At 61.9% G+C, this 13,409-nt stretch carries 11 protein-coding genes; 4 read left to right on the forward strand and 7 right to left on the reverse strand.

Annotation, left to right across the window (positions count from 1 at the left end; translation table 11 throughout):
• Positions 1-175 precede the first annotated feature (175 nt).
• A complete protein-coding gene (gene ligD / locus HU767_RS24830) occupies positions 176-2,152 on the reverse strand; it encodes a DNA ligase D (protein ID WP_186730712.1) in 1,977 nt (658 codons plus the stop codon).
• Between the two features lie 33 nt (positions 2,153-2,185).
• Positions 2,186-3,076, reverse strand: coding sequence for a Ku protein (locus HU767_RS24835; RefSeq protein WP_186709391.1), 891 nt, complete (start codon positions 3,074-3,076; stop codon positions 2,186-2,188).
• A 263-nt stretch (positions 3,077-3,339) separates the two neighbouring features.
• Between HU767_RS24835 and HU767_RS24840 the strand changes: the two genes are divergently transcribed.
• The 4 genes from HU767_RS24840 to HU767_RS24855 all read left to right on the forward strand — a co-directional run bounded on the left by HU767_RS24840 (position 3,340) and on the right by HU767_RS24855 (position 7,208).
• Positions 3,340-3,681, forward strand: a complete 342-nt coding sequence (locus HU767_RS24840) for a hypothetical protein (RefSeq protein ID WP_186730713.1) — start codon at positions 3,340-3,342, stop codon at positions 3,679-3,681.
• Positions 3,682-3,722: 41 nt separating this feature from the next.
• Positions 3,723-4,871 (forward strand): PQQ-dependent sugar dehydrogenase, encoded by a 1,149-nt coding sequence (locus HU767_RS24845; RefSeq protein WP_186730714.1) that lies wholly within the window; start codon positions 3,723-3,725, stop codon positions 4,869-4,871.
• 354 nt (positions 4,872-5,225) lie between these two features.
• Positions 5,226-6,245 carry a threonine ammonia-lyase, biosynthetic gene (gene ilvA, locus HU767_RS24850; protein WP_186730715.1) on the forward strand — a complete coding sequence of 340 codons (1,020 nt, stop codon included), beginning with the start codon at positions 5,226-5,228 and terminating at the stop codon, positions 6,243-6,245.
• A gap of 681 nt (positions 6,246-6,926) precedes the next feature.
• Positions 6,927-7,208, forward strand: coding sequence for a DUF1652 domain-containing protein (locus tag HU767_RS24855; RefSeq protein WP_053119524.1), 282 nt, complete (start codon positions 6,927-6,929; stop codon positions 7,206-7,208).
• Between the two features lie 84 nt (positions 7,209-7,292).
• Here HU767_RS24855 and HU767_RS24860 read toward each other — a convergent pair whose 3' ends face one another.
• From HU767_RS24860 to HU767_RS24880, 5 genes are all read right to left on the reverse strand, one after another.
• Complete coding sequence (locus tag HU767_RS24860; protein ID WP_186730716.1) at positions 7,293-8,231, reverse strand: carbohydrate kinase; 939 nt, start codon at positions 8,229-8,231, stop codon at positions 7,293-7,295.
• A gap of 12 nt (positions 8,232-8,243) precedes the next feature.
• Positions 8,244-9,731: a xylulokinase gene (gene xylB, locus HU767_RS24865; RefSeq protein WP_186730717.1), complete on the reverse strand. Its 1,488-nt coding sequence runs from the start codon at positions 9,729-9,731 to the stop codon at positions 8,244-8,246.
• A 204-nt stretch (positions 9,732-9,935) separates the two neighbouring features.
• The gene (locus HU767_RS24870; RefSeq protein WP_186730718.1) at positions 9,936-11,417 is read right to left on the reverse strand and encodes a mannitol dehydrogenase family protein; all 1,482 of its coding nucleotides are present in this window, start codon (positions 11,415-11,417) and stop codon (positions 9,936-9,938) included.
• A gap of 15 nt (positions 11,418-11,432) precedes the next feature.
• Positions 11,433-12,536 (reverse strand): sn-glycerol-3-phosphate ABC transporter ATP-binding protein UgpC, encoded by a 1,104-nt coding sequence (gene ugpC, locus HU767_RS24875; RefSeq protein WP_186709375.1) that lies wholly within the window; start codon positions 12,534-12,536, stop codon positions 11,433-11,435.
• Between the two features lie 39 nt (positions 12,537-12,575).
• Positions 12,576-13,406 (reverse strand): carbohydrate ABC transporter permease, encoded by an 831-nt coding sequence (locus HU767_RS24880; RefSeq protein ID WP_030142681.1) that lies wholly within the window; start codon positions 13,404-13,406, stop codon positions 12,576-12,578.
• Between the last annotated feature and the right edge of the window lie 3 nt (positions 13,407-13,409).

The raw sequence follows: 13,409 nt of genomic DNA on the forward strand, positions 1-13,409 counted from the left end.
TGATCTTGATCTTGATCTTGATCTTGATCTTGATCTTGATCTTGATCTTGATCTTGATCTTGATCTTGATCTTGATCTTGATCTTGATCTTTTCGCTTGCGACTCAATTGTTTGGGACAAGATCGCAGCCTCGTTGCACTCGACAGCTCCTACGAGCTCCTACGCCCCATAGGTTTCAGTCGGTGGGTTTTTGCGCATCCAGCTGCTCCCACATCCTGGCGGTAATCCGCTGGCGGTGGTTATAACCTTCCCAAGGATCGGCGCCCAAGCCCGTGGCCCGCTCCAGCGCGGTATAGATATCCCATTGCTGGGCGTTGCGCAGGGTCGACAGTTCGGCGCGGGCAATGGGCACCGAGACCGGCAGGCCTGGCCTGGCGCGCACTGAATAAGCAGTCACCGTGCTAGCCCCGCGGGCGTTGCGCAGGTAGTCGACGAATATTTTCCCGACGCGATTCTTCGGCCCCATGGTAGCGGTGATGCGCTCCGGCGCTTGCCGGGTCAGGAACTGGGAGATGGCCTTGGCAAACTCCTTGGTGGTGTCCCAGCCCTCGTTTCTCGCCAATGGCACGATCACGTGCATGCCTTTGCCACCGCTGGTCTTGAGGAAGGCCTGCAAACCCAGCTCGTCCAGCACCGCCAAGGTCATGCGGGTCGCCTCGATCATCGCGCTCCAGGGCAGTGACGGGTCCGGGTCCAGATCGAGGACAAACAGGTCAGGCGTCTCGATCCGGTCGTGGGTCGCGGTCCAGGTGTGCAGTTCCACCGCGCCCATCTGCGCCGCGCCCACCAGCCCGTGGATGTCGTCGATTTCCATCAGGGCGGCATGACCCGGGTCCAGATGCGGATCCAGCTGCTTGATGTGGGGAATCTCCAGTCGATCGGCGTGTTTTTGAAAGAACAGGTCTTCACCGATACCGTCCGGTGCCCGCAGCAGCGCGACCGGACGTAGCTTGAGGTGCGGCAGGATCCAAGGGGCGATGTCCAGGTAATACTGGGCCAGCTCGGCCTTTTGCACGCCGCTGACACTGTCGATGACCCGATCAGGGTGGGTGATCGTCACACCGTCCACCTTGGCCGCGCTGGCTTTGTGACGACGCTGGGGTTTTGGCGCAGTGGGTTTTATCGGCAGGGGCTGCTCACGAACAACCTTGCTGGCGGGCGTATCGGGCGGCAAGCCCAGGAAAATAGCCTGCCGCACCTGGTTGTCGCGGGTCCACTCGGTGAATTCGATTTCGCAGGTCAGGGTCGGCTCGACCCATTGCACGCCGCGTCCCTGTGTACCGTTGAGCGGCTCAGCCAGTGGTGGAGTATCGCGCTGCTGGGTACACAGTTGCTCGTGCAATTGCTTGATCTGCACCTGGCTGAACCCGGTGCCGACCCGGCCGGCGTACGTCAGCCCCGTTGGCCCGTTGACGGCCAGCAGCAACGCACCGAAACCGCTGCGTTTGCCCTGGGGGCGGGTGAACCCGACGATGACAAAGGCTTGGCGCAGCCGGCACTTGAGCTTTACCCAATCGTCGCTTCGCCTGGAAACGTAAGGACTGCCCAGGCGCTTGCCGACCACGCTGTCCAATGAGAGCGCGATGGCGCTCTCGAACATATCGTGTTGGCTGGCGGAAAACGATTCGGAGAAGCGCAGGCGCTTGCTGGCGTTGTTGCCGAGGGCTTTTTTCAGCTCCGCACGGCGTTCTTCCACCGGCGCCTGACGCAGGTCGACGCCATTGAGAAAGGGCGCATCGAACAGGAAATACACCATGTCGACGGTGCGGCTGATCTCGAAGGCCTCGCGCAGGGCAGCAAAATCGGAATGGCCGGTCTCATCGAGCAGGACCAGTTCGCCGTCGAGCCAACTGTCCCCCAGGTTCAACCCAGCCAAAGCGTCGGCATGCAGCTTCAGCCGATCGGTCCAGTCCTGGTGATTGCGGTTGTATAACCGGACTTCACCGTGTTCGATGCGGGTCAGCAGTCGATATCCGTGGAATTGGACTTCGTAGCGCCATTCACCGGTGGGGGGCTCCTCCACGGGAGTGGCCAACTGCGGTGCCAGGCGTTCGGGCAGGGCTGTGGTTGCGCCTTGGCCAGGGTTTCGGGATGTCGTTGCGTCCGGCTCGGCATTGGACAAACGAGCAGATTCACTCTCGGCGTTGGCCATGACAGATTCCCTTGTATTGCACACGCCGGGGGGTTAACCCCGGGAGGCCTTGGTGGCTTTTTTGGCAGGAGCGGATTTGCGGGTTTTCGCAGGTTTTGCCGGGGCTTTCCCGGCTGATTTATCGGGAGCCTTGCCCTTGCCGCCGAGGCTGCGCTTGAGCAATTCGGTAAGGTCGATGACATCGGCGGTCTTGCGTTGTTCTTCGCCAGGATCGGTTTCCACCGCTTCAAGCCGCCCCTCGTTGGCCTTCTTCTCCACCAGTTCCATGATTTTGTCCTCGAAGCTGTCGCGGTAAGCCTGGGGCTCCCAGTCGCCGCTCATGTCTTCCACAAGGCGCTTGGCCATTTCCAGCTCGCCCTTGGCCAGGGTCGGGTTCGTCACCTCGTCGCCCAACTCCAGGACATCCAGCTCACGTACCTCGGCGGGCCAGCGCAGCATCACCAGCACCAGCGCCGTTTCCAGGGGCATGAGGGCGGCCAGGTGCTGGCGGGTATGCAGCACCACATGGGCCAGCGCTACTTTGTTGGTCTTGACCAGTGTTTCGCGCAGCAAGGCATAGACTTTGCCGCCGCGTTTGTCGGGCGCCAGGAAATAGGGCTTGTCGATGTTTTGCAGGGGAATTTTTTCGCTGTCGACAAAGGAAAAGATGTCGATGGTCTGGGTGGACTTGGGGTGGGCGGCGCGGATCTCGTCTTCGCTGATGAGTACGTATTGGCCTTTCTGGTATTCCACGCCTTTGACGATATCTTCCTTGGTCACCTCCTTGCCGGTGACCTTGTTGACACGCTTGTAGCCCACCGGGTCCATGCTGCGCTTGTCCAACCAGTCGAAATCCACGCCTTGGGATGCGGTGGCCGATACCAGCGCCACGGGAATGTGGACCAGCCCGAAACTGATTGCGCCTTTCCAGATTGCCCGTGCCATGGGGGTGTTTTCCTTGCCGGTGAGTGTCTCTCTGGTGACCTTCGGGCCTTGGGAAAAGTTTCCCCTGTGGGAGCGAGCTTGCTCGCGATGACGCCGGTACAGGCGCCATTGATGCAAACTGACCCACCGCCATCGCGAGCAAGCTCGCTCCCACAATGGTTCGGAGACGCTTGGTTACATCTTCACCGGCACATTTCGCTTAACAGCGTCGAACCTGCGGCGTAGCGTGCTTTCGATATGCCAGAACTCAAGGAGGTCTGCGAATGAACAGGCTGATGATTGCCATCATGACGCTACTGCTGAGCGCCACTGCCCAGGCCGCCACGCCCAACGATGGCCCGATGGTCCTGGCCCAGAACCTGCCGGGCAACAACAATCCCTATAACAGCCCGACGCGTCGGGCCAATCCCAACAGCATGCAGGGCACCCGGCCCAACGTGCCGACGATTCATGACAATCCGACCGTGCCGGTGCCACGGCCTCCGACCCTGGAAAACGGCGGCATCGGCAATGGCTACCCCCGGTCCGGCCAGCCGTCGGGTTCGCCGCGACCGACCATCGAGTCTCCCACGCCACCCCGCAACAGCCAGAATGGCAATCGCTAGGCGCTGGAGCTTCTCTTTCAACACCGCAGAAGGAAATGTGCATGTTGCGTAAAACACTCCTGGCCGCATTCTGCGCCAGTACTGTCCTGACCCTTGCCTCGCCGGCCATCGCCGTGCCAACCCAGTCATTCAAAAGCGAAGAGGGCACCCTGGAAGTGACCACCGTGGTCAAGGGGCTGGAGCGCCCTTGGTCCGTTGCATTCCTGCCTGGCCAACAGGGCATGCTGGTGACGGAGCGAGAGGGCAACCTGCGCGTGGTCAGTCCCGACGGTAAGTTGTCCGCGCCCCTGAGCGGCGTGCCCGAGGTGTGGGCCAAGGGCCAGGGCGGCTTGCTGGACGTGGTGCTGTCGCCGGATTTCAAGCAGGACCGCACCGTCTACCTGTCCTATGCCGAGGCGGGTGCAGACGGCAAGGCCGGCACCGCCGTGGGACGCGGGCAATTGTCCGAAGACCTCAAGAGCCTGAAAAACTTCGACGTGGTCTTCCGCCAGCAACCCAAATTGTCCACGGGCAACCACTTTGGCTCGCGACTGGTCTTCGACCGCGACGGCTATCTGTTCATCACCCTGGGGGAGAACAACGACCGACCCACCGCCCAAGACCTGGACAAGTTGCAAGGCAAGGTCGTGCGCATCTACCCCGACGGCAAGGTCCCCGACGATAACCCCTTCGTCGGCCAGAAAGGCGTCCGTCCCGAAATCTGGTCCTACGGCGTTCGCAACCCCCAGGGTGCCGCCCTCAACCCGTGGAACGGCACCCTGTGGGAGAACGAGCATGGGCCCCGGGGCGGTGATGAATTGAACCTCATCGAGCGTGGCAAGAACTACGGCTGGCCGTTGGCGACTCACGGCATCAATTATTCTGGCGCCCCGATTCCCGAAGCCCAGGGCAAGAGCATCGAAGGCGGCGTTGACCCCTTCCATGTCTGGCAGGTGTCTCCTGGGCTCAGCGGCATGGCATTCTACGACCATGAGCGCTTCAAGGCCTGGCAACACAGTGTGTTCATCGGGGCCCTGGTGTCCGGTGAACTGATCCGGCTGCAATTGCAGGATGACAAGGTCGTTCATGAAGAGCGCCTGCTGGGCGAACTCAAGGCGCGAATCCGCGATGTGCGCCAGGGGCCGGATGGGTACCTGTATGTGCTCACTGATGAAGACGACGGGGCGTTGTACAAAATCGGACTCAAATGACGCAACGCCGGAGCTTTTGTGGCGAGGGAGCTTGCTCCCGCTGGGCTGCGCAGCGGCCCCCGGAATCTGTCGTCGCGGTATCAGGTTGATTGCCGTTAGCTTTGGGGTCGCTTCGCAACCCAGCGGGAGCAAGCTCCCTCGCCACAAGAGCGGATAGCATTTGATCTTTGCCATTGACTTGCCGCCCACGCACCGCTAATTTCCAGGCATGAATTCAACCGTACTGCGTAGCCAGCCAAGCATTATTACCGCCATTCCTTATTTGGCGGGCTAGCTGACGGCTGCACCGAACCCGCCCTGGAGGCGGGTTTTTTCTTTCTGTCTCCTGGGCTCCGACCGAACCAGGAGATCGCCATGACCACAGTCCACACCGAGCAAGCCCTGCTTGAGCACTACGTCAAGAAAATCCTCGCCGCGCCAGTCTACGAACTGGCGGTGCGCACGCCGCTGCAAGCGGCACCTGCGCTGTCCGAGGCCCTGGGCAACCGGATCCTGCTCAAGCGCGAAGACCTGCAACCGACCTTTTCCTTCAAGATCCGCGGCGCCTACAACAAGCTCGTGCACCTGACCGCGGAGCAGCGGGCCCGTGGCGTCATCACTGCCTCTGCCGGCAATCATGCCCAGGGTGTCGCGCTGGCGGCACGGGAACTGGGTATTTCGGCCAGTATCGTCATGCCCAAGACCACCCCGCAGTTGAAAGTGCTGGGGGTGCGCAACCGCGGTGCCGAGGCGCTGCTGCACGGGGACAGTTTTCCGTTTGCCTTGGCCCATGCGCTGGACCTGGCCGAGCAGACCGGGCGGGAGTTCGTCTCGCCTTTCGATGACCCGGATGTGATTGCCGGGCAGGGCACAGTCGCCATGGAGATCCTGCGTCAGCATCCTGGCCGGCTGGACGCGATTTTCGTCCCGGTCGGCGGCGGGGGGCTGATCGCGGGCATCGCCGCCTACGTCAAATACCTGCGCCCGGAAGTTCGCATCATCGGTGTCGAGTCGCAGCACTCTGCCTGTCTCCAGGCCGCGCTGGCCGCTGGGGAGCGGGTCACCTTGCCCGAGGTGGGAACCTTCGCCGACGGCGTGGCCGTGGCCCAGATCGGCGCCCATGGCCTGGATATTTGCCGATTCTGTGTCGATGAGGTGATGACGGTAACCAACGACCAACTGTGCGCTGCGATCAAGGACATCTATGACGACACCCGTTCCATCACCGAACCCTCAGGCGCATTGGCGGTGGCCGGGATCAAGCAATACGTCGCGCGAACCGGCGTGCGAGGCGAGACCCTGGTGGCGATCGATTCCGGTGCCAACATCAACTTCGACAGTTTGCGCCATGTAGCGGAGCGGGCGGCAATAGGCGTAGCGGACAGTGCCGCTTGACCTACCGCCATCGCGAGCAGGCTCGCTCCCACAGGGCGCGGTGGCGAATCCAGATCCAATAGTCACCCCAAAACCAATGTGGGAGCCGAGCTTGCTCGCGATGGCGATGGTTCAGCTTGCATTGATGTGGAATGTGCTGGCCCCTTCGCGAGCAGGCTCGCTCCCACATGGATTTGTGGTGGGGTCATAAACTTCAGCTACACCGCCGACCCCTTGTGGGAGCCGAGCTTGCTCGCGATGACGGCAGTCTATTCAACATCAATGCAAGCTGATCCACTGCAATCACGCGCAAACCCGCTCGCGTCGAACATTTTTTGAACAAGGCGACGGGCGCCCGCCCAGGTGCCTGCAATTGAGGCTACTCTAGCTTTCGACACACTCATCACGATTGCACTTTGCATGAAGAAACCGCCGTTTCCTTGCATTTTGCACGAGGGGTTCGCCAGGTATCGACGCTAAGTGATTGATTTGTATCAGTCACCCATCGCGTCAAGACAGGCATATTTTTTGCGGGATTGTCAGGGGTTTCAATCAGGAGTTCGCTTCACGGGCTCAATGGTGGAAACGCCACAAAAAGAACGAACGGCACGGTATTCGTAGTCCCAGTCCGCAGGGAAGAAAACGGACGAAAATACCGCCGTCGTGAACATAAATTGGCCGCCTCAACAGGAGAGAGTCGCCATGTTTTTATCTGCCCTCGAAATGCGAAACATCATTGAAAGCAGCTTGCTGCCCAAGCGCTCGCAATGCACGTTGTCACCTGAGCTGACGATGACGATCAAGATCTTCGATGACCACAAGACCGATCACGTGGCCTTGGTCAAGACCGACATCGATGCCAGGAAACTCACCGGCTGCCGGGCCATCAACGACCTGATCGCCGAGTTGCGTACCGAGCTTGACCACAATCCTGCCGCTGGCAATCATTTTCATCAGCAACACCAGCGGATGACCGGGCGCTGAGTACGGCCTTGTCCTTGTCAGTCTGACGCTCGGGTCCGGCGATGTCCGAACCCGGCGTACAGTTCTCCAGCGGTCCTGCGTACCTCAGCCCAGTTGCTGTCGGTAAGGCAGGTCCGGACCGGTTTTGCCGCACGTCAGGGCGGCGGCTCGAATAGCGAACTCCAGCATTGCGCTGATCTGCTCCCGGGTCAGGGTGTGCAAGCCCTCCACGGAATCCAGTTGCTGTTCGGTCAGCCACGCAATCAGCGCGGCCTGGAAGGTGTCGCCCGCACCCACGGTGTCGGCTATTTTCACCGCGCATGCCGGCAGCGACCAGGTACCGTGTTGGCGACTGAAGACCGTAGCCCCCTGGCCGCCACGGGTCAGGAAGACCATTTGGCAACGGTGCCCCAGCCAACCTTCGATGACCGCCTGGGGCTCGATGCCTGGATAGAGCAGGTCCAGGTCTTCGTCACTGACCTTGATCAGGTCGGCGAATTGCACCAGTGTCGCGATTCGCGAGCGCCACAGCTCGATGTCTGGCTGCGGGTTGAGCCGCACGTTCGGGTCGAGGCTGATCAGGCGCCGGCCACTTTCCCGTTGCACCAGGGCCAGGAGCGTGTCCGCAATGGGCTGCACCACCAGCGAGAACGAGCCGACATGCAAGCCACGCACGTCAGGGCCGAGGTCCGGTAGATCGGCGAGGCTCAGTTGTCGGTCGGCACAGCCTTCGCCACGAAAGCTGTAGTGGGGCGAACCGTTGGCGCCTACGGCGACCATCGCCAGGGTGGTCGGCGCGTCGAAGTCCACCAGGTATCGAGCGCTGACCCCTTCGTTGAGCAGCACCTGCTGCAGGCGGCGGCCCAGGTAATCGGTGGACAGGCCGGCAAAGAGTGCCGATTCAATGCCCAGGCGGCGCAATCCCACCGCCACGTTGAACGGCGAGCCGCCGGCAATCGCCTTGTAGTTCACCTGCGAGGCAGGGCCATCCGCCTCGGTCCCACTGAAAAAATCAAACAGCGCTTCACCACACACCAGATACATAGTTGCCCGCTCTCAAAGGGTTGCGACGTGTTGTCGATAACGTTCATAAGCCTGCTGGGACGCCGCGACATGGGCGGCGACTGGCCGGGTTTCGCTGGCCGGGTCGAGCTTGACGCAGCGCTCGCACAGTTCGGCCAGGCTGTCTTGTTGGCCTGAATGGCACCACGCTGCCTGGATCGCCGCACCCAACGCCGCTGCTTCGCTTTGTTCGGTACAAATGACGGTGGTGTCCATGATGTCGGCGACGACCTGCCGCCACACCGGGCTCTTCGAGCCGCCGCCGATCAGGCGAATGCTCTGGGCCTTAAGCCCGTTGGCACGCAACAGGTCCAAGCCATAGCGCAAACCGAAGGTCGTGCCTTCGACCACGGCGCGGCACAGGTTGGCCCGGGTCAGGTTGGTAGTCGTCAGGCCCAGCAGGCTACCCGTGGCATGGGGCAGGGCAGGCACCCGCTCGCCGTTGAGGAACGGCAGCATCGACACACCTTCTGCGCCAATCGGGGCCTGGACCACCAAGGCGTTGAAGGCGTCGATGTCCAGGTCCAACAGTTCGCGGATCGCTCCGGTGGCGTTGGTCAGGTTCATGGTGCAGATCAGCGGCAGCCAGCCACCACTGGAGGAACAGAACGTCGCCACTGACGGTTGCGGGCTGACCGTGGGCTCGGCGGCATAGGCGTAGACCGTGCCGGAGGAACCGAGGCTCATGGTGATCACGCCGGGCTGGATATTGCCGGTGCCGATGGCGCCCATCATGTTGTCGCCACCGCCACTGGCCACCACTGCGTCGGGGTTGATGCCCAGGTGCTGGGCAATGGCCGGCAAGATGCGTCCCACCGGCTGATGGGCCTCGATCAGCTCCGGCAGCGCCGCTTGCAAGCGTCCGCTGGGGTCGATGTGTTGCAGCAACGGCACGTCCCATTGGCGGGTGCGCACGTTGAAGTAGCCGGTCCCCGAGGCATCGCCGTATTCGCTGCAATGGCGACCGGTGAGCCAGTAATTGAGGAAGTCGTGGGGCAGCAGGACGCTGGCGATGCGTTCGAACACCTGAGGATGTTGCTCCCGGGTCCAGAGCAGCTTGGAAACCGTGTAGCCCGGCGCGATCACCACGCCGAGGCGTTCGAGGCTGCCGGCTTCGCCGCCGAGGTGGGTCAGGAGCCGATCGTTTTCCGGCGTCGTTTCGGTGTCGCACCACAGCTTGGCCGGGCGCAGCACCTGGCCCTGGTCGTCAAGCAGCACCAGACCGTGTTGCTGGCCGGACACGCCGATGCCGAGGATCGCCTGGCCATCGACCCCGGCGGCGGCCAAGGCCTGGTGCGTCGCCTGGGTGAATGCATCGAGCCATTGCTGGGTGTCCTGTTCGCGGCGACCGTTGGCCCCGCTGATCATGCTGTGGGCAGCGGCGCCCTGGCCGAGGACCTGGCCGCTAAGCGCATCCAGGATCAGCGCCTTGGTGCCTTGGGTGCCGCAGTCGATGCCCAGGAACAGTTGTTGGTTTGCCATGGAAATCCTCGGTCTTGGATCAATAACCAGCAGGTAATAGCAGTTCAGTCAGCAAACACAGCTGTGGCGAGGGAGCTTGCTCCCGCTGGGCTGCGCAGCAGCCCCAAGTCCAGGCAACGCGGTGAGCCTGACATACCCTGGGGGTCGCTTCGCAACCCAGCGGGAGCAAGCTCCCTCGCCACAAAAAGCGGATCGCACCGAGGGTTAGTTCGCCTCGGCCAGTAGCCGCTCAAGTGTTCGCGTTACCCCGTGCTCGCGCAAGCTGTTGCAGCACCATTCAAATGCTGCCACGAATTCCGGAGAGCGGGGGATCGCGGTGCCAAAAATTTCCTCCACCTCCAGCACCCGCTGGGTCACCAGCGCATCGTCGGCCACCAAGGCCTGGCAGAACGCCGCCCGTGGGTCCGGGATCGAGTACGTCACGCCGTTCTCGTCCACACCCTTCAGGTACACCGCCCAGGCCGCGACGACCAGCGCCGCACGGCGAGTTTCGCCGCCGTCGGCGATCAAGCGGTTGATGGTCGGGACGGTGAACTTTGGAAACTTCGACGAGCCGTCCGAACAGACCCGTTCCAACTGGTCGGCAATCGCCTGGTTGGAAAAACGCTCCACCAGGGTGTTCTTGTAGTCGGTCAGGTCGATGCCCGGTACTGGCGCCAATTGCGGCGTCACGTCCAGGTCCATGTAGGCGCGCATGTAACGCACGAACAGCGGATCGTTCATGGTCTCGTGAACGAAGCGATAACCCTTGAGAAAGCCCAGGTAGGTCAGCGCCAGGTGACTGCCGTTGAGCAGCTTGATTTTCATTTCTTCATAGGGGGAAACGTCATCGGTGAACTGCACGCCGACCTTTTCCCAGGCCGGGCGGCCGCTCACGAATTTGTCTTCCAACACCCATTGCACGAACGGTTCGCAAACCACCGGCCAGGCGTCGTCGATGCCGTGTTCGTCATGCAGCTGCAAGCGATGGGCGCCGCTGGTCATCGGGGTAATGCGATCGACCATGGCGTTGGGAAAGCTCACGTTCCCGTCGATCCATTGGCCCAGTTCCGGGGCGCGCAGCGCGGCAAACGCCAGCAGTGCCTTGCGAGTGACGGCGCCGTTGTGGGGCAGGTTATCGCAGGACATCAGCGTGAACGCTGGCGTCCCCGCGGCGCGGCGCTTGGCCAGGGCGGCACAGAGGAAGCCGAAGACAGTCTTCGGTGCCTCGGGGTGGGCCAGGTCGTGCTGGATCTGCGGCAGGTGGGCCATGAACTCGCCATTGCTGTCGTCGATGCAATAGCCACCTTCGGTGATGGTCAGCGAGACGATGCGGATCTGCGGCTCGGCCAGTTTGTCGATCAGCGCCTGTGCACCATCTTCGGCCAGCAACATGTCATTGATCGCGCCGATCACGCGGACTTCGGTGTCATCGGTATCGCCCAGTTCGTACAGGGTGAACAGGTAGTCCTGGCTGGCCAGGTCATCCCGGGCACGCCGGTCCTCGGCCCGCAGGCCCACGCCGCAGATGGCCCAGTCCAGGTCAGTGCCGGTGTTCATCAGCGCATCGGTGTAGTACGCCTGGTGCGCTCGGTGGAAACCGCCGACGCCGATGTGGGCGATGCCCTGGCGGATATCGCTCAAGGGGTAGGCCGGCAGGGCGACTTCAGGGTTGAGGTTGTGCAGGTTTTGTCGGTTGAGTTTCATCGCAAGTCTCGGCAATCAGGCGGCGGCGCGCAGCGCGCGGTTCACCGCGACGCCCTCGGCATCGAATAAATGGCAGTGTTCAGCGTCCAGGTGCAGGCTCAACTGCTCGCCGAAACGGCTCGCCAGGTCGCCGCGGACGCGCATGGTCAAGGCTTCGCCGGAGGCCGTGACGACGTGGCAGAAGGTGTCGCTGCCCAGCCGCTCGCTGACGTCTGCGGTGACTTGCAACGTGCAATCGCCCGGTTGCGCCAGGTTCAGGTGTTCCGGGCGAATCCCGAGGGTCACCGCAGCGCCGACGCTCAGGTTGGCGCCGCTGCGCGGCAGATTGATGCGCGTACCGGCGTCCAACAGCACTTCGCAACCCTGGCTGTCCAGGGCGGTAACCTTGCCTTTGAGGAAGCCCATTTTCGGTGTGCCGAGGAACCCGGCGACAAACAGGTTGGCCGGCTGGTGATACAGCTCCAGCGGCGAGCCGACCTGCTCGATGCGCCCGCCGTTGAGCACCACCACCTTGTCAGCCAGGGTCATGGCTTCGACCTGGTCGTGGGTCACGTAGATCATGGTCGCCTGCAACTCTTTGTGCAGGCGCGCCAGTTCCAGGCGCATCTGCACTCGCAGGGCTGCGTCGAGGTTGGACAGCGGTTCGTCGAACAGGAAGATTTTCGGGTTGCGCACGATGGCACGACCGATCGCCACGCGCTGGCGCTGGCCGCCGGACAATTGCTTGGGCTTGCGCTCGAGCATCGGCCCCAGTTCGAGGATACGCGCCGCTTCGTTGACCTTCTTCTCGACGTCGGCTTTGGGCACGCCGGCCAGATCAAGGGCGAAGGACATGTTCTTGCGCACGCTCATGTGGGGGTACAGGGCGTAGGTCTGGAACACCATCGCCAGGTCGCGCTTGGCCGGGCTGACTTCAGTAATGTCCCGGCCATCCAGTTCGATGGTGCCGTCGCTGACCTCTTCCAGGCCGGCGATCAGTCGCAGCAGCGTGGACTTGCCGCAGCCCGACGGGCCGACGAAAACCACGAACTCGCGGTCGTTCACCTCAAGGTCGATGCCCTTGATGATGGAGAAACCTTCGAAACCCTTTTGCAGATTCTTGATTTTCAGGTTGGCCATGATGATGGGCCTCCACTTCTGATTATTGTGTAGGGCGCGTTACTTCACCGCGCCGAAGGACAAACCACGCACCAGCTGTTTCTGGCTGATCCAGCCAAAAATCAGGATCGGCGCGCAGGCCAGGGTCGAGACGGCCGACAATTTGGCCCAGAACAAACCTTCCGGACTTGAATAGGAGGCGATCAGCGCTGTCAGCGGGGCGGCCTTGGAGGAGGTGAGGTTCAGCGACCAGAACGCCTCGTTCCAGCACAGGATCAGCGACAGCAACACGGTGGACGCCAGGCCGCCCTTGGCGATCGGCAGCAGCACGCGGACCATTTCCTGCCAGAGCGTGGCGCCATCCAGACGTGCCGCTTCGAGGATGTCGCGAGGGATGTCCTTGAAGTAGGTGTAAATCATCCAGACCACGATAGGCAGGTTGATCAAGGTGTAGATAATGATCAGCGCGATCCGCGTGTCCAGCAGGCCAAATTGCTTGGCCAGCAGGTAGATCGGCATCAGCACACCCACCGGTGGCAACATTTTTGTAGAGAGCATCCACAGCAACGTGCCTTTGGTGCGCTGGGTTTCATAGAACGCCATGGAGTAGGCCGCCGGCACCGCGATCAGCAGGCACAGGGCGGTGGCACTGAAGGAAATCACCACCGAATTCCAGGCGAAGCTGAAGTAATTGCTGCGCTCGTTGATGTGCAGGTAATTCTCCAGGGTCGGCGCGAAGATGAACTGCGGCGGCGTGGCGAACGCGTCGATTTCGGTCTTGAAGCTGGTCAGCACCATCCAGAAGATCGGAAAGAAGATCACGATCGCGATGGCCCAGGCCAGCGTGCCCAGCAACAGGCTTTGCAGGCGACGGGATTGTTGAAGAGTCATGGC

The sequence above is a fragment of the Pseudomonas sp. SWRI179 genome (genome assembly GCF_014268705.1).
GTDB classification, from domain to species: domain Bacteria; phylum Pseudomonadota; class Gammaproteobacteria; order Pseudomonadales; family Pseudomonadaceae; genus Aquipseudomonas; species Aquipseudomonas zanjanensis.

What these genes read in the sequence shown, in the direction of transcription:
- ligD (WP_186730712.1), bottom strand. Translation starts at nt 2,152, where the DNA reads ATGGCCAACGCCGAGAGTGAATCTGCTCGTTTGTCCAATGCCGAGCCG.
- HU767_RS24835 (WP_186709391.1), bottom strand. Translation starts at nt 3,076, where the DNA reads ATGGCACGGGCAATCTGGAAAGGCGCAATCAGTTTCGGGCTGGTCCAC.
- HU767_RS24840 (WP_186730713.1), top strand. Translation starts at nt 3,340, where the DNA reads ATGAACAGGCTGATGATTGCCATCATGACGCTACTGCTGAGCGCCACT.
- HU767_RS24845 (WP_186730714.1), top strand. Translation starts at nt 3,723, where the DNA reads ATGTTGCGTAAAACACTCCTGGCCGCATTCTGCGCCAGTACTGTCCTG.
- ilvA (WP_186730715.1), top strand. Translation starts at nt 5,226, where the DNA reads ATGACCACAGTCCACACCGAGCAAGCCCTGCTTGAGCACTACGTCAAG.
- HU767_RS24855 (WP_053119524.1), top strand. Translation starts at nt 6,927, where the DNA reads ATGTTTTTATCTGCCCTCGAAATGCGAAACATCATTGAAAGCAGCTTG.
- HU767_RS24860 (WP_186730716.1), bottom strand. Translation starts at nt 8,231, where the DNA reads ATGTATCTGGTGTGTGGTGAAGCGCTGTTTGATTTTTTCAGTGGGACC.
- xylB (WP_186730717.1), bottom strand. Translation starts at nt 9,731, where the DNA reads ATGGCAAACCAACAACTGTTCCTGGGCATCGACTGCGGCACCCAAGGC.
- HU767_RS24870 (WP_186730718.1), bottom strand. Translation starts at nt 11,417, where the DNA reads ATGAAACTCAACCGACAAAACCTGCACAACCTCAACCCTGAAGTCGCC.
- ugpC (WP_186709375.1), bottom strand. Translation starts at nt 12,536, where the DNA reads ATGGCCAACCTGAAAATCAAGAATCTGCAAAAGGGTTTCGAAGGTTTC.
- HU767_RS24880 (WP_030142681.1), bottom strand. Translation starts at nt 13,406, where the DNA reads ATGACTCTTCAACAATCCCGTCGCCTGCAAAGCCTGTTGCTGGGCACG.